Origin of the sequence: Stenotrophomonas sp. SORGH_AS_0282, assembly GCF_030818125.1 — a bacterium.
GTDB classification, from domain to species: domain Bacteria; phylum Pseudomonadota; class Gammaproteobacteria; order Xanthomonadales; family Xanthomonadaceae; genus Stenotrophomonas; species Stenotrophomonas rhizophila_A.
This window is the reverse complement of record NZ_JAUTAB010000001.1, coordinates 327395-352196: the sequence shown is the minus strand read 5'-3', so window position 1 is coordinate 352196 and position 24802 is coordinate 327395. Positions and strand designations below refer to the sequence as shown.

Here is a 24802-nt window from a genome sequence, read left to right as displayed (position 1 = left end):
CCCATCCCGGGCTGCCACCGACCACCCGGGGTGGCCGGCAGCAGCGTCAGGTCTCACAGCGCCAGGGAGGCCTCCACGTCCTGCACCCGGCGCCGTGCCAGTGCCAGGTTGGACTTGTTGCGGTCCAGTACCAGGTAGAGGAACAGGCCCTTCCTGGAGGCCACCGGGCGCATGATGTGGTACGCCTTGCCCAGCGAGATCAGGATGTCCTCGATGGTGTCGTTGAGGTTCAGCGACGCGGCGGTCTTCATCTTCGCCCGGATCACTTCGGTGTTGCCCGCTGCCGCCACTTCCATGTCCATGCCCGAGCCGGCTTCGCCCAGCAGCATGCCGCTTTCATAGTCCACCAGTGCCACCGCCTGCGCGCCGTCGATGGTCATCAGCGCGCTCAAGGTTTCGCTCACACCTGCCATGTTGCACCCCATTTGGTTATCGAGCCCCTAGTTCCCCTGCGGATCGGCTCGTGATCCGCTGAGTTCGGCCATGATGTTGCGGCCACATTCCTTTGCACTCCAAAGCACCTTGCCGGTCACGCAGCGCGTGTCGCAGGCGGCCATCAGCAACAGCGGTGCGGGCGCGCACGGCAGCGCCAGCATCAGCACCTTGCCCTCGCCGGCTTCCAGCATCAGCACTTCCAGTTCGCCCAGCGACAGCTCGCGGCCCACGGCGGCGGCCAGTGCCAGCATCGCGCTGGTCATTGCCGCCAGGCGCTCGCCGTTACCGTGGCTGCCGGCGGCCGGCACCAGTGCGAAGCCATCCACGCTGGCCAGTACCGCGCTGCGCACCCCATTGAGCGTGTCGGCGAACGCCTGAAGGTGCCGGGCAACACGGTCGCGCACGGCCGGATCGAGCCGGCGCACATCCTGTCCGTCAGCCATGGGCCAGCACCAGGTCGCGGGTTTCCATCTCGCTCATCAGCACGTCCATAAGGAAAAGTCCTTGTTCGCGTTCGCGTGCGTCCACCGGCATCACCGGCAGCAGGCGGTCATCCCAACCCGCGACCGTCGCGCAGGAATCGAGGTCGAAGTCCGGGGCGAGGTCCATGCGCGAAACGCCAATCACGGCCGGCACCTGCGTGGCATGCTCGCGCAGCACACCCAGATAGCCCTGCAGTTCTTCCACTGCCGTGTGACGGGTGGCATCAAGCAGCAGCACCACGCCACTGGCGCCCTTCAGCAGGATCGGCCAGATGAAGTCGAAGCGCTGCTGCCCGGGCGTGCCGTAGAGTCGCAGGCGGTCGCCGTTGGGCAGGTCGATATCGGCGTAGTCCATCGCCACCGTGGTAGAGGCCTTGTCGGCGCCGGCGCGGTCGCTGTTGTGCACGTCGGTATCCACCACCGCGCCTGCGGCGATGGCGCGCACCAGGGTCGACTTCCCGCACCCCATGCCTCCCAGCACCACGATCTTGTGTTCGCGCACGCTCAGCCCCCGCCACGCTGGCGAACGCTGCGCCACATCCGGGCCAGCAGGGTGCCGCCGCCCTCCCCTGCGCGCAGCGGTACGCTGCTGGCTGGCGCATCTTCCAGCGCGGCGTAGCCACACAGGTACGCCGGGTGCACGAAGCTGCGTACCGCATCCGATGCCACGTCCAGCAGGGTGGCGCACTCGTCCACGCTGCACGCGCGCTTGAGCAGCAGCGAACACAGCCGGAAGCTGTCGTGCTGGTGGCCGAGCACGCGGAAGTCGGGCCAGCGCAGCAGCTTCACCCGCGCACCGCGTTGCAGCCGGGCATCCAGGTCATGCCAATGCGCGGGGCGTTGGCCCCATTGCCACAGCAGCGGGCGCAGCGGCTGGCGCGGCAGCGCGCCGCCCAGTTCCTGGTAGCGGCGTTCGGAAAGCCCGTGCAGTGACAGCGCTTCAAACTGATCTGACAGAAGCTGGGCAAGGCTGCAGGGGTCGGTACCGGGCAGCACCACCATCTGGTCCTGCGCGAAATCCAACAGCAAGGTGGGCACTTCGTTGAGCACCAGCACCGCGTGGCCCTGCCGCGCGGGCAGGCGCTCGCGCAGCGCGCGGGTGATCGCCTTGGCGCCCTGCGCCGTGCACGGTTCGTCGATCCGCAGCGGCGCACCAGGCATCTGCCGCAAGGCGTCTTCGATGGCGTGGTCGTCGAGTACGCCGTAATCATCGCCCTGTCCCTGGTGCAACTGCCCGTTCTGGTCTTCCACCCAGACCTGGATGCGCGGTCGCTCGCGCACCATGCGCAGCGCGGCGTTGCGCAGTGCCGGCGTGTCCTTGATCACCAGCAGGTCGCACTCGTCGAGGTCGCGACAGCTGCGTACCGTATCGGCCGGCAACGAGGCGGCCACGCGCAGGCGCTGCAGCAACGCCCGTTCTCCCTGGACATCCGATCCGACCACCAGCACCCTGGCCATGCCCTTCCCCTGGCTTGTGAGAGATCACAGCTACTGCGGAACGCTCGCCGATAGCCTATGCCAAGGATCTCGCGCAGATCGGTGACGGATTGCTCACTTCGCGTTGGCGAAACGGTCGGATCCTTCCGGTATGCGCGCCTTGGCAGCATGCAGGTTTCATGCCTTCTTTACCTGTTGCGGCTGGCGAGAGAGTGCCAGAACCACCCGGACGGGTGTCACGTATTTGCGGGCAAAAAAAAAGGAACCCGCGCCAGGCGCGGGTTCCTCGGTTACTGCCTTGGTGCCGGTGGCTGAAGGCTTACAGCGCGGCCAGTGCGTCGTTGAACGTGCTGCTCGGGCGCATCGCCTTGCTGGCCTTGGCCACGTCCGGGCGGTAGTAACCGCCGATGTCGACCGGCTTGCCCTGCGCGGCGATCAGCTCACCGACGATGGCCGCTTCATTGTCCGACAGCGCCTTGGCCAGCGGGGCGAAGCGGGCCTTCAGCGCGGCATCGTCGTCCTGCGCGGCCAGGGCCTGGGCCCAGTACAGCGCGATGTAGAAGTGGCTGCCACGGTTGTCGATGCCACCGAGCTTGCGCGAGGGCGACTTGTCGTTGTCCAGGAACTGGCCATTGGCCTGGTCCAGGGTCTTGGCGAGCACCGTCGCACCGGCATTGTCGTAGCGGTTGCCCAGGTGCTCGAGCGAGGCAGCCAGGGCCAGGAATTCACCCAGCGAATCCCAGCGCAGGTAGTCCTCTTCCACGAACTGCTGCACGTGCTTGGGAGCCGAACCACCGGCGCCGGTTTCGAACAGGCCACCACCGGCCATCAGCGGCACGATGGAGAGCATCTTGGCGCTGGTGCCCAGTTCCATGATCGGGAACAGGTCGGTGAGGTAATCGCGCAGCACGTTGCCGGTCACCGAGATGGTGTCTTCACCCTTGCGGATGCGGTCCAGCGAGAACGCGGTCGCTTCCACCGGAGCCAGGATGCGGATGTCCAGGCCGTTGGTATCGTGGTCCTTGAGGTAGGTTTCGACCTTGGCGATCACCTGCGCATCGTGCGCGCGCGAGGCATCCAGCCAGAACACGGCCGGGGTGCTGCTCAGGCGGGCGCGGTTGACGGCCAGCTTGACCCAGTCCTGGATCGGGGCGTCCTTGGTCTGGCACATGCGCCAGATGTCGCCGGTCTGCACGGCGTGTTCGAACACCACGTTGCCGGCATCGTCGGTGACGCGCACGGTGCCGTCGGCCGGAATCTGGAAGGTCTTGTCGTGCGAGCCGTATTCTTCGGCCTTCTGCGCCATCAGGCCGACGTTCGGCACCGAGCCCATGGTGGCCGGGTCGAACGCGCCGTGGGCGATGCAGTCGTCGATCACGGCCTGGTATACGCCGGCGTAGCAGCGGTCAGGAATGACAGCCTTGGTGTCCTGCAGCTTGCCATCGGCATTCCACATGCCACCGGAGTCGCGGATCATGGCCGGCATCGAGGCATCGACGATGACGTCGCTGGGCACGTGCAGGTTGGTGATCCCCTTGTCGGAATTGACCATGGCCAGGCCCGGGCGCTTGCCGTATTCGGCAGCCAGATCGGCCTTGATCGCTTCCTGGGTGGCTTCAGGCAGCTGCGGCAGGCGCGCGTACAGGTCGCCGATGCCGTTGTTGGGGTCGAAGCCGGCCTGCTTGAGCACGTCGGCGTGCTTGGCCAGCACGTCCTTGTAGAACTCTTCGACGACCACGCCGAACATGATCGGGTCGGACACCTTCATCATGGTGGCCTTCAGGTGCAGCGAGAACAGGACGCCCTTGGCCTTGGCATCGGCGATCTGCGCCTGCACGAACGCGGCCAGCGCGTTGCGGCTCATTACCGCGGCATCGACGATCTCACCAGCTTTAACGGCGGTCTTTTCCTTCAGCACGACGGTGGTGCCGTCGGCCTGCTGCAGTTCGATCTTCAGGTTGCCGGCGGCGGCCAGGGTGGTCGACTTTTCGCTGCCGTAGAAATCGCCGCCGTCCATGTGCGAGACGTGCGACTTCGATTCGTTGGACCACTTGCCCATGCGGTGCGGGTGCTTGCGGGCGTAGTTCTTGACCGACAGCGGCGCGCGGCGGTCGGAGTTGCCTTCGCGCAGCACCGGGTTCACCGCACTGCCCTTGACCTTGTCATAGCGCGCCTTGATGTCGCGCGAGACGTCGTCAGTGGGCACGTCCGGGTAGTTGGGCAGGGCATAGCCCTGGTCCTGCAGCTCCTTGATGGCCGCCTTGAGCTGCGGCACCGAGGCGCTGATGTTGGGCAGTTTGATGATGTTGGCGTCCGGGGTGGTCGCCAGCTGGCCCAGTTCGGCCAGGTGGTCGGCTTCCTTCTGGTCGTCCTTCAGGAAATCCGGGAACAGCGCCAGGATGCGGCCGGACAGCGAGATGTCACGGGTTTCGACTGCGATGCCGGCGGTGGCAGTGTAGGCCTCGACGATCGGCAGCAGCGACTGGGTGGCCAGGAACGGGGCTTCATCGGTAAGCGTGTACAGAATCTTGGGCGTGTTCGACATGGGGGACAGTGCTCTCCGGGTAACCCCCGCATTGTCGCGGTTTCAGCCCCGGGGAGCAAAGCGGGGCCATACGCGGTGGTATTGGAACGCTGTGTGGCAAAAAAAAGACGCAGCCTCGCGGCTGCGTCCATCGTGAGCCCGTGCCGGGAGAGAGTCGGCGGGACTTACTTGACCTCGAACTCCTGCGGCGTTCCGGCCGCCTTACCATCTACCGTGACCTCCGCGCGGTACTTGCCCGCCGGCCAGCCATTGGCATTCGTGAAGCTTATGTTGGTGGTCTCATCGCCGGTGGTGTTCAGCACCTGGCTCTGTTCGCCCGCCACCTGGCCGTCCTGATAGGTCAGCTTGGCGCCAACGTTGGCGTTGGTGGCCGTGCCTGCGGTGCGGACCGAAATGATGATCACGTCTTTCGGAGCAAACAGTGCTGCTGACGCGACGGTCTTGTCGGCTGCGGCGGTCTTGCCGACAGTTACGCCGGAAACGTTGACCGGCGCGGCGGCCGTCATCGGCTGCGGTGCGGCGGGTTCGACCGGCGTCGTCGCTACCGGGGCAGCCGGCTGCGCGTTGTTGTCGACGGTTTCTTCTTTCTTCTTGCAGCCGGCCAGGGCAACGGTGGCCAGCAGGGCAGCAAGTACGGCGGTACTGATGGACGTCTTCTTCATGGAATTCCTCCCTGGGAATCAATAATGGACAGCAGGCGGAGCGGGCTTAGTCTTTAGGCGGCAGTTTGAGCGTCTGGCCCGGGAAGATCTTGTCGGGGTCATCCAGCACGTCACGGTTGGCCTCGAAAATCTTCTTCCAGGCGTTGCCATCGCCCAGCTCGTTCTTGGCAATCTTCGACAGCGAGTCACCACTCTTTACGGTGTAGGTGCTACCCCCCACCTTTTCGGCGGTGGTATCCACCGAAGCGGTCACGCCGGAGAAATCTGCCTTTTCCACCTTCTGCGCGGTGGTATCCACGCTGGAGGTGACGCCGGAGAAATCGGCCTTCTTGTCGGTACTCATCCACACGCTCCCGTCTTGAATAGAACGACCTGGATCGCACGGTGTCACAGGCCTTGTTAATGGGGCATGGCGCAGGCGTGAAGACGCTGGACGTATTTCTGAACGGGGCGCTGGAGGGGCCGCCGGCCACGCTAAAATGGCGCCATGAATACCCCCCAGGACTCCAGCCTCGGTCGCGAGGTTGCTTACCCCTCCCAGTACGATCCCGCCCTGCTCTTCCCGATCCCGCGCCGCGCCGCGCGCGAGGAGATCGGCGTGGACGAGGCCAACCTGCCGTTCGTCGGCCATGACCGCTGGCAGGCCTATGAGCTGAGCTGGCTGGACCGGCGCGGCAAGCCACGCGTCGCAGTGGCCACCATCAGCGTGCCGTGCACCTCGCCGAACCTGATCGAATCCAAGTCGTTCAAGCTCTACCTCAACTCGCTCAACAGCACGCGCTTTGACGATGACGAGCAGGCCCGCCAGCGCATTGCCGGTGACCTGTCGGCCTGCGCCGGGGCGGTGGTGAACGTGGTGTTCGGGGTGCCGCTGCTGGTGGAAGCGGCCGAAGGCGAATCACTGGATGAGCTGGATGTGGCGATCGAGCGCTACGGCCCGCCGGCGCCGGAGTACCTGTCGGCCAATGCCGGCCAGGTGGTGACCGAGACCCTGAGTTCGGCGCTGCTCAAGTCCAACTGCCCGGTCACCGGCCAGCCGGACTGGGCCAGCGTGAGCGTGCGCTACCGCGGCCCGCGCATCGACCGCGAAGGCCTGCTGCGCTACCTGGTGAGCTACCGCGAGCATGCCGAATTCCACGAGCAGTGCGTGGAGCGCATCTTCAACGAGCTCACCCTGCGCTGCCAGCCGGAGTGGCTGGAAGTAGAGGCGCGCTACACCCGCCGCGGCGGGTTGGACATCAACCCGTGGCGGGCCAGCGCCGGCATCGAGCAGCCGGCGCGGACGGTCCGCGACCTGCGCCAGTAGCGCACGACCGTTGGTCGTGCGACCTCAGCCCGGCTTCGGCGCGTTGAGGAAATCCAGGCTCACCTGCAACAACGCCCGCAGGCCTACATCCAGCGCTTTCTCATCGAGCAGGAACTTCGGGGAGTGGTTGGCCGGGGCCTTGGCCGGGTCAATCCCTTCGCTGGTGGAGCCGACGAAGAAGAACATGCCCGGCACCTGCTGGGCGTACAGCGAGAAGTCTTCGGCGCCCATCTGCAGCGGCGGCTCGTAGACGTTGGCTTCGCCGACCACGGCCTGCAGGCTGGGCAGCATGCGCGCGGTAAGGCCCGGGTCGTTGACCGTGGCCGGGTTGCCTTCGGCTTCGAAGATTTCCGTCTCCGCCTTGGCGCCATGCGCGGCGGCGGTGTGCTCGGCCACGTTGCGCAGGTCGGCGAAGATCTGCTGGCGCATGCCTTCGTCGAAGGTGCGGATGGTGCCCACCATCTCCACTTCGTCGGGAATGATGTTGTAGCGGATGCCGCCCTTGATCGCGCCGAAGGACACCACCGCCGGCTGCTTGGAGATGTTGGAGCGGCGGCTGACGATGGTCTGCGCGGTGCCCACCAGGTCAGCGGTGGCCACGATCGGATCGACCCCGTTCCACGGCGCCGAGCCATGGGTCTGGCGGCCGATCACCTTGATCCCGAAACGGTCCGAGGCCGCCATCAGCGGGCCACCGCGGACGGCGATCTGCCCGGCCTGGACGCTGGAGAACACGTGCAGGCCGAACACGGCATCCGGCTTGAAGTCGGCAAACAGGCCTTCCTTGAGCATCAACGCGGCACCGCCCTCTTCCGGCGGCGGCGCGCCTTCTTCGGAAGGCTGGAAGATCAGCATCACTTCGCCGGGCAGGTTCTCGCGCATCTTCACCAGCGCGTCGGCCACGCCAAGCAGGGTGGCGGTATGGGCGTCATGCCCGCAGGCGTGCATCACGCCCACCGGTTCGCCGCGATAGGTGCTGGTGGCCTTGGAGGCAAACGGCAGGCCGGTCTGTTCGGTCACCGGCAGCGCGTCCATGTCCGCGCGCAGGGCGATGCGCGGGCCGGGCTTGCCGCCCTTGATGATGGCCACCACGCCGTGATGGGCGATGCCGGTCCTGGGCTTCAGGCCCATCGCACGCAGCTGTTCGGCCACCTTGGCCGAGGTGCGCTCTTCGCGGTTGGACAGCTCCGGGTGCTGGTGGAAGTCGCGGCGCCACTGCACTACCTGGGCCTGCAGACGAGCGGCGGCGGCGGTGACTTCCGGGCGTTCTGCCGGGGCGGTAGCGGCCAGCGCGGGCGAGGCGAGCAGCAGGGCGGACAGCAGCAGCGACAGACGGGGCATTCGGGTCTCCGACGGGGTTCCAGGGGCTTGAACCTGAATGTAGGGCATCAGGGTGGTTTTCGCTGTAACTTTCGGCGCCCGGGAACGTTGTCCGGAAAAGCAACCGTCGTCGGTTGAACCTTGTCGGCGCTTGCGGGTCTGACCGCCCGTCCCATTTGTCATGCATTAAAGGACACGGGTGGCGGGTATGCTTTGCCACTGCCAACCGGGCCCCGCCCTTCGCCAGCCTCAGGAGTTTTGAATGTCGCGTTTCTGGAAGATCGTGCTGCTGGTGATCGCAGTGCTGGTGGTGGGGCTGGTCGGCATGCACCTGCTCAACGGTGGCAAGGGCAAGGATGCCAAGCCAGGGGCGCAGGCCGAGGCCGGCAAGGACGGCGAACGCGATACCGGCCCGGTACCGGTGACGGTGATCGACGCGGCCCGCCAGGATGTGCCGGTCTACGCCAGCGCGCTGGGCACGGTGAGCGCGATGAACACCGTGACCGTAAGCCCGCAGGTGGGCGGCCAGCTGATCAGCCTGAACTTCAAGGAAGGCCAGGAAGTGAAGCAGGGCGACCTGCTGGCGCAGATCGATCCTCGCACGCTGCAGGCCAGCTATGACGAAGCGGCGGCGGCCAAGAAGCAGAACCAGGCCCAGCTGGCCACGGCGCGCTCGAACTACCAGCGCTCCAATTCGCCCGAATACCGCCAGTACGTCGCCAAGACCGACCTGGACACCCAGCGCAACCAGGTGGCCCAGTACGAAAGCGCGGTGGCGGCCAATGAGGCCAGCATGCGCGCGGCCCAGGTGCAGCTGCAGTACACCCGCGTGACCGCGCCCATTTCCGGTATTGCCGGCATCCGTGCGGTGGATGCAGGCAACGTGGTCAGCGCCGGTACCGCGCTGGTCACCCTGACCCAGATCCATCCGATCCACGTGGTGTTCAACCTGCCCGAACGCCAGCTGCCGGACGTGCGCCAGGCCCAGCAGGCCGGCCCGGTGACCATCGCCGCGCTGGACCGCAACGACTCGCACGTACTCACCGATGGCGGAAAGCTGGACGTGGTGGACAACCAGATCAGCAGCGACAGCGGCACCTTCCGCGCGCGCGCCCTGTTCGATAATCAAGACAACACCCTGTGGCCGGGCCAGTTCGTCAACGTGCGCATGCAGCTGCGCACCATTGCCGGCGGCGTGGTCATTCCCACTCAGGCCGTCATGCGCGGCCCCGATGGCGAGTACGTCTATATCGTCAAGCCGGACAACACGGTGGCCATGCAGACCGTGAAGAGCGGCGTGGAAGTGGGCGACAGCAACATCCAGATCACCGAAGGCCTCAAGGGCGGTGAGCGCGTGGTCAGCGAAGGCCAGTTCCGGCTCAAGCCGGGCAGCAAGGTCACCGCGCTGAAGCCGGGCGAGACGCCGGCCGCGCCGACCGAGGCCGAACTCAAGGCCGCCGCGCAGAAACAGGGCCCCGGTGGGCGTCGTGGCGGCGGCCCGCGCTGACCGCGCACGCCGTGTCCCCAACGCCGGCCAGGTGGCCGGCGTTCGCCTCCCGCATCGCCGTCTGACGTAACAGCAAGGATCCGCCCGTGGGCTTTTCGACGATCTTCATCCGCCGCCCCATCGCCACCTCGCTGCTGATGGCGGGCCTGCTGCTGCTCGGCATCCTCGGCTACCGCCAGCTGCCGGTGTCGGCGCTGCCGGAAATCGACGCGCCCAGCCTGGTGGTCACCACCCAGTACCCGGGTGCCAATGCGACCACCATGGCCTCGCTGGTCACCACGCCGCTGGAGCGCCAGTTCGGGCAGATCTCCGGGCTGGAGCTGATGACCTCCGATTCGTCGGCAGGCCTGTCCACGATCATCCTGCAGTTCTCGATGGACCGGGACATCGATATCGCCGCACAGGACGTGCAGGCCGCGATCCGCCAGGCCACCCTGCCGTCATCGCTGCCGTACCAGCCGGTCTACAACCGGGTAAACCCGGCCGACGCGGCGATCATCACCCTCAAGCTCACCTCCGACACGCGGCCGCTGCGCGATGTGAACAACTACGCCGACTCGATCCTGGCCCAGCGCCTGTCGCAGGTGCAGGGCGTGGGCCTGGTGTCGATCGCCGGCAACGTGCGCCCGGCCGTGCGGATCCAGGTCAACCCGGCGCAGCTGTCCAACATGGGCCTGACCCTGGAAGACCTGCGCAGCGCGCTGACCCAGGCCAACGTCAATGCGCCCAAGGGCTCGCTCAACGGCAAGACCCAGTCCTACAGCATCGGCACCAACGATCAGCTGACCAGCGCGGCGGAGTACCGCGAGACCATCATCAGCTACAAGAACGGCGCGCCGGTGCGGCTGGCGGACGTGGCCGAGGTGGTCGACGGCGTGGAGAACGACCAGCTCGCCGCCTGGGCCGATGGCAAGCCGGCGGTACTGCTGGAAATCCGCCGCCAGCCCGGTGCCAATATCGTGCAGACGGTGGAGCGCATCCGCGCATTGATGCCGCAGCTGCAGAACGTGCTGCCGGCCGACGTGCACCTGGAAGTGTTCTCCGACCGTACCGAGACCATCCGCGCCTCCGTGCATGAAGTGCAGTTCACCCTGATCCTGACCATCGGGCTGGTGGTGGCGGTGATCTTCGTGTTCCTGCGCCGCCTGTGGGCCACGATCATTCCCTCGGTGGCGGTGCCGCTGTCGCTGGCGGGCACGTTCGGGGTAATGGCGTTTGCTGGCATGTCGCTGGACAACCTGTCGCTGATGGCGCTGGTGGTGGCCACCGGCTTCGTGGTCGACGATGCGATCGTGATGATCGAGAACATCGTGCGCTATATCGAACAGGGCAAGAGCGGCCCGGAAGCGGCCGAGATCGGCGCGCGCCAGATCGGCTTCACCGTGCTCTCGCTCACCGTGTCGCTGGTGGCGGTGTTCCTGCCGCTGCTGCTGATGCCTGGCGTCACCGGCCGCCTGTTCCACGAGTTCGCGTGGGTGCTGAGCATCGCGGTGGTGCTGTCGATGCTGATCTCGCTGACGCTCACCCCGATGATGTGCGCCTACCTGCTCAAGCCCGACGCGCTCCCGGAGGGCGAGGATGCGCACGAGCGTGCGCATGCGGCCGGCAAGCAGACCGTGTGGAGCCGTACCGTCGGCCTGTACGAACGCAGCCTGGACTGGGTGCTGGACCACCAGCGCATGACCCTGGCGGTGGCCGCCGGCGCGCTGGTGTTGACCGTGGTGCTGTACATCGTCATTCCCAAGGGCCTGCTGCCCGAGCAGGACACCGGACTGATCACCGGCGTGGTCCAGGCCGACCAGAACATCGCGTTCCCGCAGATGGAGCAGCGCACCAAGGCCGTGGCCGAAGCGCTGCGCAGGGACCCGGCAGTGACCGGCGTGGCCGCCTTCATCGGCGCCGGCAGCATGAACCCCACGCTCAACCAGGGCCAGCTGTCGATCGTGCTGAAGGAGCGCGGCGACCGCGACGGGCTGGAAGACATCCTGCCGCGCCTGCAGAAAGCCGTGGCCGGCATCCCCGGGGTGGCGCTGTACCTCAAGCCGGTCCAGGACGTGACCCTGGATACCCGCGTGGCCGCCACCGAGTACCAGTACTCGCTGTCGGACGTGGACAGCGCGCAGGTCGCGCTGCAGGCCACCCGCCTGACCGAGGCGCTGCGCCAGCGCCCGGAACTGGCGGATGTGGACAACAACCTGTCCAACCAGGGCCGTGCGCTGGAGCTGAACATCGACCGCGACAAGGCCAGCGTGCTGGGCGTGCCGATGCAGACCATCGACGACACACTGTACGACGCCTTCGGCCAGCGCCAGATCTCGACCATCTTCACCGAGCTCAACCAGTACCGCGTGGTGCTGGAAGTGGCGCCGGAGTTCCGCACCAGTACCGCCCTGATGAACCAGCTGGCGGTGGCCTCCAACGGCGCCGGCGCGCTGACCGGGAGCAATGCCACCAACTTCGGCCAGGTCACCTCGTCCAACTCGTCCACCGCCACCGGCATCGGCGCGCAGAACACCGGCATTCCGGTGGGTGCGGGCAACATCATTCCGCTGGCGGCGCTGGCCGAAGGCAAGGTCACCAGCACCCCGCTGGTGGTCAGCCACCAGCAGCAGCTGCCGGCGGTGACGGTCTCGTTCAACATCGCCCCGGGCTATTCGCTGTCCGATGCGGTCAAGGCGATCGAGGAAACCCGCGCCAGCCTGGACATGCCGGCGCAGGTGCACGCGCAGTTCATCGGCAAGGCCGCCGAGTTCACCGGCAGCCAGACCGACGTGGTGTGGCTGCTGCTGGCCTCGCTGGTGGTGATCTACATCGTGCTGGGCGTGCTGTACGAGAGCTACATCCACCCGATCACGATCATCTCCACCCTGCCGCCGGCCGGCGTGGGCGCGCTGCTGGCACTGATGGTGTGCGGGCTGAGCCTGTCGGTGGATGGCATTGTCGGCATCGTGCTGCTGATCGGCATCGTCAAGAAGAACGGCATCATGATGGTGGACTTCGCCATCGAGGCGCGCCGCGCCGGTGCCAACGCGCACGAAGCGATCCGCCGCGCCTGCCTGCTGCGCTTCCGCCCGATCATGATGACCACCGCCGCGGCCATGCTGGGCGCGTTGCCGCTGGCGCTGGGCACCGGCATCGGTTCGGAGCTGCGCCGCCCGCTGGGCATCGCCATCGTCGGCGGCCTGCTGATCTCGCAGCTGGTCACGCTGTACACCACGCCGGTGATCTACCTGTACATGGAGCGCTACTCCGAATGGCTGCGCCAGCGCCGTGAACAGCGCGCGCTGCGCAACGCCACCGCACAGGACCGCGCGTGAACATCTCCGGCCCGTTCATCCGCCGCCCGATCGGCACCGCGCTGCTGGCCATCGGCCTGTTCGTGGTCGGGTTGATGTGCTACCTGAAGCTGGGGGTGTCGGCACTGCCGAACATCCAGATCCCGGTGATCTTCGTGCACGCCAGCCAGTCCGGCGCGGACGCCACCACGATGGCCTCCACGGTCACCGCGCCGCTGGAGCGCCACCTGGGCCAGCTGCCCGGCGTGGACCAGATGCGCTCGTCCAGCTCCGAAGGCAGCTCGCTGGTCTTCATGATCTTCCAGAGCGGGGTCGACATCGATTCGGCCGCGCTGGACGTGCAGACCGCGATCAACTCGGCCCAGGCCGACCTGCCGTCCGGGCTGGGTTCGCCGATGTTCCAGAAGGCGAACCCGAACGACGATCCGGTGATCGCCATTGCGTTGACCTCGCAGACGCAGTCGGCCGATGAGCTGTACAACGTGGCCGATTCGCTGCTGGCCCAGCGCATCCGCCAGATCAGCGGGGTGTCGTCGGTCGATATCGCCGGCGCCTCCACCCCGGCGGTGCGGGTGGACGTCAACCTGCGCCTGCTCAATGCGCTCAACCTCACCCCGGATGACCTGCGCAATGCGGTGCGTGCCGCCAATGTGACCTCGCCCACCGGCTTCCTGACCGATGGCAACACCACTACGGCGATCATCGCCAACGATTCAGTCGCGCGCGCGGCCGACTTCGCCAACCTGGTGATCAAGACCCAGGATGATGGCCGGGTGATCCGCCTGAAGGACGTGGCCAACGTCTACGACGGCCAGCAGGATGCCTACCAGGCCGCGTGGTTCGACCACAAACCGGCGGTGGTGATGTACGTGTTCACCCGCGCCGGGGCCAACATCGTGGAGACGGTGGACCGGGTCAAGGCGCAGATCCCGATGCTGCGCGACTACCTGCAGCCGGGCACCACGCTCACCCCGTATTTCGACCGCACCCCGACCATCCGCTCGTCGCTGCACGAAGTGCAGATCACCCTGCTGATCAGCCTGGCGATGGTGATCCTGACCATGGCGCTGTTCCTGCGCCGGCTGGCACCGACCCTGATCGCGGCGATCACCGTGCCGCTGTCGCTGGCCGGTGCGGCACTGGTGATGTACGTGTTCGGGTTCACCCTGAACAACCTGAGCCTGCTGGCGCTGGTGATCGCGATCGGCTTCGTGGTCGATGACGCGATCGTGGTGATCGAAAACATCATGCGCCACCTCGACGAAGGCATGCCGCGCATGCAGGCGGCCTTGACCGGCGCCCGCGAGATCGGCTTCACCATCGTCTCCATCACCGCCTCGCTGGTGGCCGTGTTCATTCCGCTGCTGTTTGCCAGCGGCATGGTCGGTGCGTTCTTCCGCGAGTTCACCGTGACCCTGGTGGCCGCCATCGTGGTCTCGATGATCGTCTCGCTCACGCTCACCCCGGCGCTGTGCAGCCGCTTCCTCAGCGCCCACACGGAGCCGGACAAGCCCTCGCGGATCGGCCGCTTCCTGGATGCCACCCACGACCGCATGCTGCGCGTGTACACCGTCTGCCTGGACTTCTCGCTGCGCCACGCGCTGCTGCTGTCATTGACCCCGATCCTGCTGATCGTGGCCACGGTGATGCTGGCCGGCGCGGTCAAGAAGGGCTCGTTCCCGCCGCAGGACACCGGCCTTATCTGGGGCCGTGCCAACTCCAGCGCGACGGTGTCCTTCGAAGACATGGTCAACCGCCAGCGCCGCATCACCGACATGCTGATGGCCGACCCGGCGGTGAAAACCGTGGGCGTGCGCTTGGGCAGCGGCCGCCAGGGGTCCAGCGCGCAGTTCAACATCGAGCTGAAGACCCGCAAGGAAGGCCGCCGCGAAACCACCGCGCAGGCGCTGGCACGGCTGAGCGCCAAGGCCGACCGCTACCCCGACCTGGAGCTGCGCCTGCGCGCGATCCAGGATCTTCCCAGCGACGGCGGCGGCGGCAACAGCCAGGGCGCGCAGTACCGCGTGTCGCTGCAGGGCAACGACCTGGCCCAGCTGCAGGAATGGCTGCCCAAGGTGCAGGCCGCACTGAAGAAGAACCCCATGCTGCGCGACGTCGGCACCGACGTGGATACCGCCGGGCTGCGCCAGAACATCGAGATCGACCGGGCCAAGGCCGCGCGCCTGGGCGTGTCGGTCGGCGCGATCGATGGCGCGCTGTACGGCGCGTTCGGCCAGCGGCAGATTTCGACGATCTACTCGGACATCAACCAGTACAGCGTGGTGGTCAACGCACTGCCGGAGCAGACCGCCACCCCGCGCGCCCTGGATGAGATCCACGTGCGCGCCGGCAACGGCGAGATGATCCCGATCACCGCCGTGGCGCGCCAGGTCCCCGGGCTGGCCCCGCCGCAGATCACCCACCAGAACCAGTACACCACGATGGACCTGAGCTACAACCTGGCCCCGGGCGTGAGCACCGGCGAAGGCGAGGCGATCATCAAGGCCACCGTGGACGGGCTGCGCCTGCCCGGCGACATCCGCATCAGCGATGGCGGCGGCTTCAACGTGCAGCTCAACCCCAATTCGATGCTGATCCTGGTGCTGGCCGCCATCATCACCGTGTACCTGGTGCTGGGCATGCTGTACGAAAGCCTGGTGCACCCGGTGACGATCCTGTCCACCCTGCCGGCGGCGGGCGTGGGCGCGCTGCTGGCGCTGTTCGTGACCAATACCGAGTTGTCGGTGATCTCGATGATTGCGCTGGTGCTGCTGATCGGCATCGTCAAGAAGAACGCGATCATGATGATCGACTTCGCCGTGGTGGCCCAGCGTGAGCACGGCAAGAGCCCGCTGGAAGCGGTGCGCGAAGCCAGCATCGTGCGCTTCCGCCCGATCATGATGACCACCATGGTGGCAATCCTGGCGGCGGTGCCGCTGGCGATCGGCCTGGGCGAAGGGTCCGAGCTGCGTCGCCCGCTGGGCATCGCGATGATCGGCGGGTTGCTGTTCTCGCAGAGCCTGACCCTGCTGAGCACCCCGGCGCTGTATGTGATCTTCTCGTGCCTGCAGCAGCACTGGCGCGGCTGGCGCGCACGCCGGCGCGAGAAGGCCTTGGTAAGGCGGGCAGCACGCGCGTAACGTCCGCCGCTGCGCGGCGCCGCACGACCAACGGTCGTGCGCTACCGCGTTCATGACGATCATTTGACGCGGACCACTCAAAAGAGAACAATTCGCATCAGCCACGGTCCTGCCGCGCCTCGCGCACCGCGCTGTTTCCGCCTTCGCGGGCAGTGCCCCGACTCAGCCACGCCCTCTTCTTCCGCTTTCAACTGATCGCGGACGGTGTGCTGCTGTCCGCAGAGGACCCCCCTCGATGCCTGCTTCCGTACTTCCGCGCCGCGCCCTGCGCCCGGCCCTGCTTGCCCTGTCGCTGTCGCTGGCCTGCGCGGCCCACGCGCAGTCCCGCTCGGCCACCGAGCTGGACGCGGTGAAAGTCACCGCCGAACGCACCCACACCGACACCGGCGCCCTGGGCGACCGCCCGGTGCGCGATACGCCGTTCGCGATCTCCGTCATCGGTCGCGACGATATCGAGAAGCGCCAGGTGGTCTCGCTGGGCGAAGCGTTCCTGACCGACCCGTCGGTGGTCACCCAGGTCAGTGCCTATGCCAGCGGCTGGAGCTCGCCGATCCGCAACCGCGGCATCGATCTCAGCTACGACAGCTACCGCGTCAACGGCCTGCAGGTGTCCTCGTGGGGTACCGAGTGGCCGCTGGAAGTGATGGAACAGGTGGAACTGCTCAAGGGCCCGGGTGGCTTCATGTACGGCTTCGGCCAGCCCGGCGGCATCATCAACTACGTCACGAAGAAGCCTACCGATACCCCCACCTTCTCCACGCAGCTCGGCTGGCGCGAACAGGGCATCGTCAGCGGCCAGGTCGATGTCGGCGGCCGCTTCGGCAACGAAGACATGTTCGGCTACCGCTTCAACGCCTACCAGGAGAAGGGCGAAACCTTCAACGGTGGCGAAGTGAACCGCAAGGTCGGCGCGCTGTCGCTGGATGCACGCCTGAGCGACTCGCTCACCTGGACCTTCGATGGCGTGTTCCAGGAGCGCGACCTCAGCGAGGAGTCGCCGCAGTACTACTTCATCGGCCTGACCGAACTGCCGCGCCCGATCGCCGGCGATGTCAACAACGCCATTCCGGGCACCTTCTACGACACCCGCTCCAGCCTGCTCTCCACTGCACTGAACTGGCAGATCAACGACGACTGGAAGGCCAGCCTGAGCTATGGCTACACCTCGTCGTGGAACGACGTGAACAAGATCTTCGCCTACATCGACGACGTCAACGGCGACTACGACGTCAACGTCTACGAGCTCGGCGGCAAGAGCGAGTGGAAGCTGGCCCAGGCCATCGTGCAGGGCCGCTTCCAGACCGGCCCGCTGTCGCACCAGGTCGTCGCCGGCGTCTCGCGCCAGACCGGGCTGGGCTGGGACCGCCCGTACGAATGGAACACCATCGGCCGTGGCAACCTCTACCAGCGCCCCACCCTGCGCCATGACGCCGTCGGTTCGCAGGAGCTCACCCGCGGCAGCGAAACCGTACAGCAGGCGGTGTTTGTCAGCGATACGGTGGATTTCGGCCACGGCTGGTCGGTGCTCGCCGGTGCGCGCTACAACGACTTCGAGACCAAGGGCGCCTACCACACCTATCCGGTCACCCCGACCTACGCGGTGATGTTCAAGCCGGCCGATGCAGTTACGCTCTACACCAGCTACGTCGAATCGCTGGAAGCGGGCAGCCGGGTGGGCAGCGACTACATCAACGCCGGCGACGTGCTCGATCCAACCATCAGCAAGCAGTTCGAGATCGGCGCCAAGATCGAGTACCCACGCTGGAACGCCAACGCGGCTGCGTTCCGCCTGGAGCGCGGTGCCAACATCGACCGCCTGACCAGCGGCGGCAAACTGCTGGTGCAGGACGGCATCACCCTGTACGAAGGCGTGGAAGTCAGCGGCGACGTCCGCCTGACCGATGCCTTCACCCTCGGCGGCGGCGTTACCTGGCTGGACCCGACCTACGACAAGCTCTCGCCCGACAGCAGCACCCAGGAAGGCAACCGCACCGCCGGCGCAGCGCGCTGGAACGGCGTGGTGCACGCCGACTACAGCGTGCCGCAGGTGGAAGGCCTGAGCCTCTACGCCCTGGCCCGCTACTACGGCGACGTGTACTACGACGCCGACAACACCCTCAAGCTGCCCGACTACACCCTGGTCAACGCCGGCATCGGTTATCGCATGCATGCCAACGGTCACCCGGTTACCTGGCGCGCCAGCGTCGAAAACCTCACCAACAGGAAGTACTGGTCCAACGCCGGCATCGGCCTGCCGCGCACGTTCGCGGTGAGCGTCAGGTTTGATCTGTAAGCGAAGGGCGTAACAGCCCGTCGTTTCATTCTTTGCGAGCGGTGAGGCCGGCGGGGGGGGTACCTACCAACCGGCTATGTCGGCTTCACCGCGATGACGCAATAATGAGGCGCCACCGCCCGACGAGTCCGCATGTCCGCCCGAGAATCCCGCCTGAGTCGCCTGTGGGCGCATGAGAAGGCCAGCTACGGGCTGCGGGTGTTCATTGCGTTGTCCGTGGCCATGGGCGTGTGCTGGCACCTGGACCAGCTGCCTGCGCTGCCCGGCGTATTCCTCGGCATCATCGCCAGCGCCATTGCCGAAACCGACGACAACTGGTGGGGCCGCACCAAATCCGTCGCCCTCTCCCTGCTGTGCTTCGTGGTGGCCGCCGCCGCCGTGGTCGAACTGTTCGCCTGGCCGTGGCTGTTCATTGCGGCGCTGGCCCTGTCCACCTTCAGCCTGACCCTGCTCGGCGCGCTTGGCGAACGCTATGCCTCCATCGCCCAGGCCACCGTCACCCTGGCCATCTACACGATGATCGGCCTCGAACAGCACGGCGCCGACGACCGCGCCCAGGCCATCAGCGCCGTCAGCCACCTGCTGGCCGGCGCCCTCTGGTACGGCCTGCTGTCCATCCTGTGGACCGCCCTGTTCGCCAACCGCCCCGTGCGCGAACGCCTCGCCCGCCTCTACCTTGAACTCGGCCGCTATCTTCAGCTCAAGGCCGACCTGTTCGAACCGGTGCGCGATGCCGACGTGCAGAAGCGCCAGCTGGCCTTGGCCGAACAGAACCGCCGCGTCGTCGAAGCGCTCAATATCGCCAAGACCGCCATCCTGGCCCGGTTCGGCCGCTCCGGCCGCCCGGGCGTGCAATCCGGCCTGTACCTGCGCCTGTACTACATGGCCCAGGACTTCCACGAACGCGCCAGTTCCTCGCACTACCCCTATGGCGCGCTCACCGACGCCTTCTTCCACAGCGACGTGCTCTACCGCTGCCAGCGCCTGCTCGCCCTGCAGGGCGAAGCGTGTGCCAACCTGGGCACCGCCATCCGCATGCGCCGGCCGTTCCAGTACGGCGACCGGACCCGCCAGGCCACCGCCGACCTCACCGATTCCCTCGCCTGGCTGCGCGCCCAGCACAACCCCCAATGGCAGCGCCTGCTCTCCTCGCTGGAACTGCTTGGCCACAACCTGCAGAGCATCGAACGCCGCCTGTCCGAAGCGGCCAAGTCCGAATCCACCCTGGACAACGTCGACACCCGCCTGCGCGACACCAACCCGCATACCCTGCGCGAAATGGGCGTGCGCATCCGCCAGCAGCTCACTCCCGGCTCGCTGCTGTTCCGCCACGGCCTGCGCATGGCGCTGGCGCTGATCGTGGGCTTTGCCGCCATCCGCCTGTTCAATGCCCAGAACGGCTCCTGGGTGCTGCTCACCATCGTGTTCGTGTGCCGCCCCAACTTCGGCGCCACCCGCCAGCGGCTGGCCCAGCGCATCGCCGGCACCCTGATCGGGCTGGTGCTCACCTGGGCGCTGATGCAGCTGTTCCAGGACCTGCGCATCGAATTGTTGATCGCCCTGCTTTCCGCGCTGCTGTTCTTCTTTACCCGCAGCGACCGCTACCTGGTCGCCTCGGCCGCGATCACCGTGATGGCACTGACCTGCTTCAACCTCATCGGCGATGGCTTCCTGCTGATCTGGCCGCGGCTGGTCGATACCCTGCTGGGCTGCGCGATCGCCGCCGCCGCCGCGTTCCTGATCCTGCCCGACTGGCAGGGCCGCCGCCTCGACCTGGTCATGGCGCGCGTGCTTGAACGCTGCGCCGGCTACCTGCAGGCGGTGCTGGGCCAGTACGGCAGCGGCATGCAGGACGACCTGGCCTACCGCATCGCCCGCCGCGACATGCACAACGCAGACGTCGCCCTGTCTACCGCGCTGTCCAACATGCTGCGCGAACCGGGCCACGTGCGCGGCAACCTGGACGCCGGCTTCCGCTTCCTGGCGCTGTCCAACACCCTGCTCGGCCACCTGTCCGCGCTCGGCGCCCACCGCGCGCAGCTGGACAGCTATGCGCAGGACCCCCTGGCCCGTTCCAGCGGCGAACGCGTGCAGCAGGCCATGCAGCAGATCGCCGGTGCGCTGGAACGGCGCGAACCGGTGGACGAGGCCGCCAACGAGGGCGACCGGGCCCTGGCCGAGCAGCTGGAGCAGCTCAATGATGAGATGCCGCCGAAGCTGCAGCTGATCCGCACCCAGATCGGCCTGATGCTGCGCCTGCTGCCCAAGCTGCGCGCCGCCGCGAACGAAATAGGGACCGGGACCGCGTGATAGGCTGCGCCGGTTCGCAAGGAGATTCCATGTCCGGCCACAGTCAGTTCGCCCTGCTCCGCCAGCGCCGCTTCCTGCCCTTCTTCATCGTGCAGTCGCTGGGGGCGTTCAACGACAACGTATACCGCCAGGCCATCATCGGCCTGCTGTTCTACCTCGGCGTGAGCCAGGCCGAGCAGTCGCTGTACACCACGCTGGCGCCGGCCATCTTCATCCTGCCCTACTTCCTGTTCTCCGCCCTGGCCGGGCAGATCGCCGAGAAGCTGGAGAAATCGCGGCTGATCGTGATCACCACCACGATGGAGATCGGGATCATGACCCTGGCCGCGGTCGGCTTCCTCACCCAGAGCATGCCGATCCTGCTCGTTGCCCTGTTCTGTACCGGCCTGCAGTCCACGCTGTTCGGCCCGGTGAAGTACTCGGTGCTGCCCTCGGTGCTCAAGCCCGAAGAGCTCACCGGCGGCAACGGCCTGGTCGAGATGGGCACCTCCATGTCGATCCTGACCGGCATGATCAGCGGCGGCATCATCTTCACCCTGGCCGGCAGTTTCGGTCCGATCGTGGCGGCAACGGCAGTGATCGCGCTGGCCATTGCCGGCAACATCACCGCGCGCATGATCCCCAAGGTCGATGCCGGCGCGCCCGACCTGAAGATCAACTGGAACCCCATCCCGGAATCGCTGGCGGTGCTGCGCCTGGCCAAGAAGCAGAAGGCCGTGGCCAATGCCATCCTGGGCGTGTCGTGGTTCTGGTTCGTGGGCACCATGCTCACCTCGCAGCTTCCCACCTACGCGGTGGTCAACCTGGGCGGCGAACCGACCCTGTACATCTTCGCGCTGGCGCTGTTTTCGATCGGCACCGGCGTGGGCTCGCTGCTGTGCGAAAAGCTGTCCGGCCGCACCGTGGAAATCGGCCTGGTGCCGTTGGGCGCCTTCGGCATGACCGCCTTCATGCTGGACCTGTACTTCGCGCGCGCCGGCACCGCCACCACGGCGGGCCTGGGCGTGGCCGCCTTCGTGGCCGCGCCGGGCAGCGTGCGCATCATCGTCGACCTGGTGGGCATCGGTCTGTTCACCGGCTTTTTCGTGGTGCCGTTGTTCGCGCTGATCCAGAGCCGCACGCCCAAGTCGGAAATGTCGCGCGTGTTCGCCGCGCTCAACATCCAGAATTCCGGCTTCATCGTCGCCGCGGCGATGATTGCGCTGGCCACGCAGAAATTCCTGCACTGGACGATCCCGCAGCTGTTCCTGGCTCTGGCGATCGCCAATGCGGTGGTGGCGGTCTACATCTTCACCATCGTGCCCGAATTCCTGATGCGGTTCCTCAGCTGGGTGATGGTGCGCTTCCTGTACCGCCTGCGCCCGCATGGCATTGAAGCCAACGTGCCGGATGAAGGCGCCGCGCTGATCGTCTGCAACCATGTCAGCTACATGGACGCGCTGATCCTGTCGGCAACGATCCCGCGCCCGGTGCGCTTCGTCATGTATTACAAGATCTTCAACATCCCGGTGATGCGCTGGATCTTCCGCACCGCCAAGGCCATTCCGATTGCCGGCGCGCGCGAGAACCCGGCGCTGATGCAGGCCGCGTTCGATGAAGTGGACAAGGCGCTGGCCGAAGGTGAGCTGGTCTGCATCTTCCCCGAAGGTGCGCTGACCCGCGATGGCGAAATGGCCGCCTTCAAATCCGGCGTGGAGAAAATCCTCGAGCGCCGGCCGGTGCCGGTGGTGCCGATGGCGTTGCGCGGCATGTGGACCAGCATGTGGAGCCGCCGCGATACGCGCCTGGGGCGCATGCGGGTGCCGCGCCGCCTGCGCGCCCACGTCGAGGTCATGGCCGGCCCGCCAGTCGACGGCGCAGCGGCCACCGCCGAGGGGCTGGAAGCGCAGGTCCGAACACTGCGCGGCGATCAAGGCTGAAAGCGACCAGATCAGGGTATTCCGCAAAGAAATCCATTGCGGCCCTCATGTAAACGCATACATCGGCGGGAACATCGGGTAGATTACCGCCCATAGGGGGTGTCGCTTGGCGTTGGGAGATGCCAAGGGACAACCAATGGAATGGAGTCGTACTTGAATCATCTGCCGCCACCGACCCCGTCGGGCGTTGTCGTCCCCAACCATCTGGTCTGGGCGATCCTGACAACATTGTTCTGCTGCCTTCCGTTGGGAGTGGTGTCGATCGTGTACGCGGCCCAGGTCGATGGCCGCCGCGCGGCCGGCGACCTGGCCGGTGCCTACGACGCATCGCGCAAGGCCGGTGGATGGGCATTGGCATCGGCGCTGGCCCTGCCGGTACTGCTGCTGTTGTGGTTTGGCCTGTTTGGCGGCATGGCCGCGCTGGGCGCTCTTTCCGACCTGTGAAACACCCTTCGTTCAACCCACCCAAGAAAATGGAGCTTCACTGATGAACGCCACTGCCCCGCAAGTCCCCAACCACCTGGTCTGGGCCATCCTGACCACCCTGTTCTGCTGCCTGCCGGCCGGCATCGTCTCGATCGTGTATGCCGCCCAGGTCAATGGCAAGCTGGCCTCGGGTGACATCGCCGGCGCGCAGGAATCGTCGAACAACGCCAAGAAGTGGGCCATGTGGTCGGCCATCATCGGCGTCGTGGCCATCGTGCTCTACATCATCCTGGTGGTGGTGATGGGCGTTGGCGGCGCAATGAGCGGCGGCAACTACTGATCGCCCCCTGGACGGCCCGGTCCGGCGCCCGCGCAGGGTGCCCGGCTCGGGCCGTTCTGCCGTCATGAGCCTGCCTTCCCGTTCCACCCTGTCGCGTTGGGCGCCGCTGGCCGTCACGGCCGGGCTGGCCGTGGGCGCGACGGCGGTGCTGCGTCATGTCAGCCCGTATGCCGGCAACAGTCCGCTGCCGGGTTGCCCGCTGTATGCGTTGACCGGGTTGTACTGTCCCGGCTGTGGCAGCACCCGCTGCCTGTATTCGCTGGTCCACTTCGACTGGTCCGGGGCGATGGCGATGAATCCGCTGCTGGTGATCTCGCTGCCCTTCCTGCTGTTGATGCTGCTCAACAACGCAGGCGTGCGCATGCGCGCACTGGACCCGCTGATGCGGGTGCTGGCCAATCCCACCTTCTGGCTGGTGCTGCTGGTCGGCTATGCAGTGCTGCGCAACCTGCCATGGATGCCGTTCGCGCTGTTGGCGCCCTAGGTTACCCAACCGGCGATGACCAGCAACGCAAGCGCTGCCATCCACAACAACAGCATGCGCCAGACCAGGCTCATCGCATCGCGCAGCTCCGGCAGGCGGCGCCACACCGGCACCATGCCCGCATCGCTGTAATCGTGCGCGTCTTCGCGCAGTTCGGCACTGACACTGGCGCGCGCCACGGCGCCGAGAAAATCGGTGGACGCGGCCCAACTGCTGCCGTGCGCCTCGCGCCAGGCCTTGAAGGCCGTGTCGAAGTTGCCCACCAGCGCCATCGACAGCGACATCAGCTGCGCCACCGGCCACTCCAGCCACGACAGCACCTGGCGTGCGCCCACCACCGTCTCCACGTCGGCCAACGAGCGCATCGGCCCCACGGCCAGCAGCGCGAGCAGGCGGTACGCCAGCGCGCCTGCCGGGCCCAGCAGCAGGAACCAGAACAGCACCGCGAACCAGCGCCGCAGTGCGTTGAGCACGGTGGCTTCCACCAGCGAGGGCACGTCCTCGTGCAGGCTGCCGCCGCCGGACTGCAGCTGGCCGATGGCCGAATGCCGGGCGTGCGCGTCATCGGCGTCGATCACCGCTTCCACGTCGCGGTCCAGGTCGCGCGGACCCCAGCACATCACCAGCGTGGCGATGCCCAGCAGCAGCGACGGCAACCCGAACAGGCGGTCATGCAGCGCCCATTGCAGCAGGGCCAGCACCAGCACGAACGGAACCACCGCCACCAGCCAGCCGTGGCGCCCACGCCAGAAGCCGGTTTCGGCCGCGTGAGCGTCCAACCACTGCAGCCAGCGCCGGTACCAGCCGAATCGACGCAGCGACACGGCCGCGGCCGGCGCGACGTGGCCCAGGGCCAAGGCGACCAGTACTGCGACCAGGGTGGTGAACATGGCGGCCTCC

General features: G+C 66.8%; 19 protein-coding genes. 10 read left to right on the top strand and 9 right to left on the bottom strand.

Annotation, left to right across the window (positions count from 1 at the left end):
- Nucleotides 1–53 precede the first annotated feature (53 nt).
- From QE395_RS01515 to QE395_RS01485, 7 genes are all read right to left on the bottom strand, one after another.
- Complete coding sequence (locus QE395_RS01515; protein WP_068854836.1) at nt 54–413, bottom strand: hypothetical protein; 360 nt, start codon at nt 411–413, stop codon at nt 54–56.
- Between the two features lie 27 nt (nt 414–440).
- Nucleotides 441–878 (bottom strand): roadblock/LC7 domain-containing protein, encoded by a 438-nt coding sequence (locus tag QE395_RS01510; RefSeq protein ID WP_093534882.1) that lies wholly within the window; start codon nt 876–878, stop codon nt 441–443.
- Nucleotides 871–1419: an ATP/GTP-binding protein gene (locus QE395_RS01505; RefSeq protein WP_068854255.1), complete on the bottom strand. Its 549-nt coding sequence runs from the start codon at nt 1417–1419 to the stop codon at nt 871–873. The genes QE395_RS01510 and QE395_RS01505 overlap by 8 nt, the downstream gene beginning before the upstream one ends.
- A gap of 2 nt (nt 1420–1421) precedes the next feature.
- Nucleotides 1422–2375, bottom strand: a complete 954-nt coding sequence (locus tag QE395_RS01500) for a hypothetical protein (protein WP_306987355.1) — start codon at nt 2373–2375, stop codon at nt 1422–1424.
- 298 nt (nt 2376–2673) lie between these two features.
- Nucleotides 2674–4899: an NADP-dependent isocitrate dehydrogenase gene (locus QE395_RS01495; protein WP_306987354.1), complete on the bottom strand. Its 2226-nt coding sequence runs from the start codon at nt 4897–4899 to the stop codon at nt 2674–2676.
- Between the two features lie 164 nt (nt 4900–5063).
- Nucleotides 5064–5561, bottom strand: a complete 498-nt coding sequence (locus QE395_RS01490) for a hypothetical protein (RefSeq protein ID WP_093534890.1) — start codon at nt 5559–5561, stop codon at nt 5064–5066.
- Between the two features lie 46 nt (nt 5562–5607).
- Nucleotides 5608–5904, bottom strand: coding sequence for a LysM peptidoglycan-binding domain-containing protein (locus tag QE395_RS01485; RefSeq protein WP_068854260.1), 297 nt, complete (start codon nt 5902–5904; stop codon nt 5608–5610).
- A gap of 144 nt (nt 5905–6048) precedes the next feature.
- On the opposite strand from QE395_RS01485, the gene queF reads away from it, so the two are divergent.
- A complete protein-coding gene (gene queF / locus QE395_RS01480; RefSeq protein WP_095363132.1) occupies nt 6049–6867 on the top strand; it encodes an NADPH-dependent 7-cyano-7-deazaguanine reductase QueF in 819 nt (272 codons plus the stop codon).
- A gap of 24 nt (nt 6868–6891) precedes the next feature.
- Here queF and QE395_RS01475 read toward each other — a convergent pair whose 3' ends face one another.
- A complete protein-coding gene (locus QE395_RS01475; RefSeq protein ID WP_093534894.1) occupies nt 6892–8208 on the bottom strand; it encodes a M20 family metallopeptidase in 1317 nt (438 codons plus the stop codon).
- 241 nt (nt 8209–8449) lie between these two features.
- Between QE395_RS01475 and QE395_RS01470 the strand changes: the two genes are divergently transcribed.
- From QE395_RS01470 to QE395_RS01430, 9 genes are all read left to right on the top strand, one after another.
- Complete coding sequence (locus QE395_RS01470; RefSeq protein ID WP_306987353.1) at nt 8450–9694, top strand: efflux RND transporter periplasmic adaptor subunit; 1245 nt, start codon at nt 8450–8452, stop codon at nt 9692–9694.
- A gap of 86 nt (nt 9695–9780) precedes the next feature.
- The gene (locus QE395_RS01465) at nt 9781–13011 is read left to right on the top strand and encodes an efflux RND transporter permease subunit (RefSeq protein WP_093534898.1); all 3231 of its coding nucleotides are present in this window, start codon (nt 9781–9783) and stop codon (nt 13009–13011) included.
- Complete coding sequence (locus QE395_RS01460; RefSeq protein ID WP_184125902.1) at nt 13008–16130, top strand: efflux RND transporter permease subunit; 3123 nt, start codon at nt 13008–13010, stop codon at nt 16128–16130. Before QE395_RS01465 ends, QE395_RS01460 begins: the two co-directional genes overlap by 4 nt.
- A 235-nt stretch (nt 16131–16365) precedes the next feature.
- A complete protein-coding gene (locus tag QE395_RS01455) occupies nt 16366–18423 on the top strand; it encodes a TonB-dependent receptor (protein WP_306987352.1) in 2058 nt (685 codons plus the stop codon).
- 132 nt (nt 18424–18555) lie between these two features.
- Nucleotides 18556–20733: a YccS family putative transporter gene (yccS, locus tag QE395_RS01450; RefSeq protein ID WP_068854266.1), complete on the top strand. Its 2178-nt coding sequence runs from the start codon at nt 18556–18558 to the stop codon at nt 20731–20733.
- A gap of 29 nt (nt 20734–20762) precedes the next feature.
- On the top strand, nt 20763–22652 hold the full coding sequence (locus tag QE395_RS01445) for an MFS transporter (protein WP_306987351.1): 1890 nt from the start codon (nt 20763–20765) through the stop codon (nt 22650–22652).
- A 162-nt stretch (nt 22653–22814) separates the two neighbouring features.
- A complete protein-coding gene (locus QE395_RS01440; RefSeq protein ID WP_237334373.1) occupies nt 22815–23096 on the top strand; it encodes a CD225/dispanin family protein in 282 nt (93 codons plus the stop codon).
- Nucleotides 23097–23139: 43 nt separating this feature from the next.
- A complete protein-coding gene (locus tag QE395_RS01435) occupies nt 23140–23418 on the top strand; it encodes a CD225/dispanin family protein (RefSeq protein ID WP_068854269.1) in 279 nt (92 codons plus the stop codon).
- Nucleotides 23419–23482: 64 nt separating this feature from the next.
- A complete protein-coding gene (locus tag QE395_RS01430) occupies nt 23483–23902 on the top strand; it encodes a DUF2752 domain-containing protein (protein WP_093534906.1) in 420 nt (139 codons plus the stop codon).
- On the opposite strand, the gene ampE is transcribed toward QE395_RS01430, so the two are convergent.
- Entirely contained in the window at nt 23899–24792 is an 894-nt protein-coding gene (gene ampE, locus QE395_RS01425) for a regulatory signaling modulator protein AmpE (protein WP_093534908.1), read from the bottom strand. The genes QE395_RS01430 and ampE overlap by 4 nt on opposite strands.
- Between the last annotated feature and the right edge of the window lie 10 nt (nt 24793–24802).

Coding starts and splice junctions, on each gene's coding strand:
- QE395_RS01435 (WP_068854269.1), top strand. CDS start 23,140: ATGAACGCCACTGCCCCGCAAGTCCCCAACCACCTGGTCTGGGCCATC.
- QE395_RS01495 (WP_306987354.1), bottom strand. CDS start 4,899: ATGTCGAACACGCCCAAGATTCTGTACACGCTTACCGATGAAGCCCCG.
- QE395_RS01470 (WP_306987353.1), top strand. CDS start 8,450: ATGTCGCGTTTCTGGAAGATCGTGCTGCTGGTGATCGCAGTGCTGGTG.
- QE395_RS01490 (WP_093534890.1), bottom strand. CDS start 5,561: ATGAAGAAGACGTCCATCAGTACCGCCGTACTTGCTGCCCTGCTGGCC.
- QE395_RS01510 (WP_093534882.1), bottom strand. CDS start 878: ATGGCTGACGGACAGGATGTGCGCCGGCTCGATCCGGCCGTGCGCGAC.
- yccS (WP_068854266.1), top strand. CDS start 18,556: ATGTCCGCCCGAGAATCCCGCCTGAGTCGCCTGTGGGCGCATGAGAAG.
- QE395_RS01500 (WP_306987355.1), bottom strand. CDS start 2,375: ATGGCCAGGGTGCTGGTGGTCGGATCGGATGTCCAGGGAGAACGGGCG.
- QE395_RS01430 (WP_093534906.1), top strand. CDS start 23,483: ATGAGCCTGCCTTCCCGTTCCACCCTGTCGCGTTGGGCGCCGCTGGCC.
- QE395_RS01485 (WP_068854260.1), bottom strand. CDS start 5,904: ATGAGTACCGACAAGAAGGCCGATTTCTCCGGCGTCACCTCCAGCGTG.
- QE395_RS01455 (WP_306987352.1), top strand. CDS start 16,366: ATGCCTGCTTCCGTACTTCCGCGCCGCGCCCTGCGCCCGGCCCTGCTT.
- QE395_RS01475 (WP_093534894.1), bottom strand. CDS start 8,208: ATGCCCCGTCTGTCGCTGCTGCTGTCCGCCCTGCTGCTCGCCTCGCCC.
- QE395_RS01515 (WP_068854836.1), bottom strand. CDS start 413: ATGGCAGGTGTGAGCGAAACCTTGAGCGCGCTGATGACCATCGACGGC.
- queF (WP_095363132.1), top strand. CDS start 6,049: ATGAATACCCCCCAGGACTCCAGCCTCGGTCGCGAGGTTGCTTACCCC.
- QE395_RS01445 (WP_306987351.1), top strand. CDS start 20,763: ATGTCCGGCCACAGTCAGTTCGCCCTGCTCCGCCAGCGCCGCTTCCTG.
- ampE (WP_093534908.1), bottom strand. CDS start 24,792: ATGTTCACCACCCTGGTCGCAGTACTGGTCGCCTTGGCCCTGGGCCAC.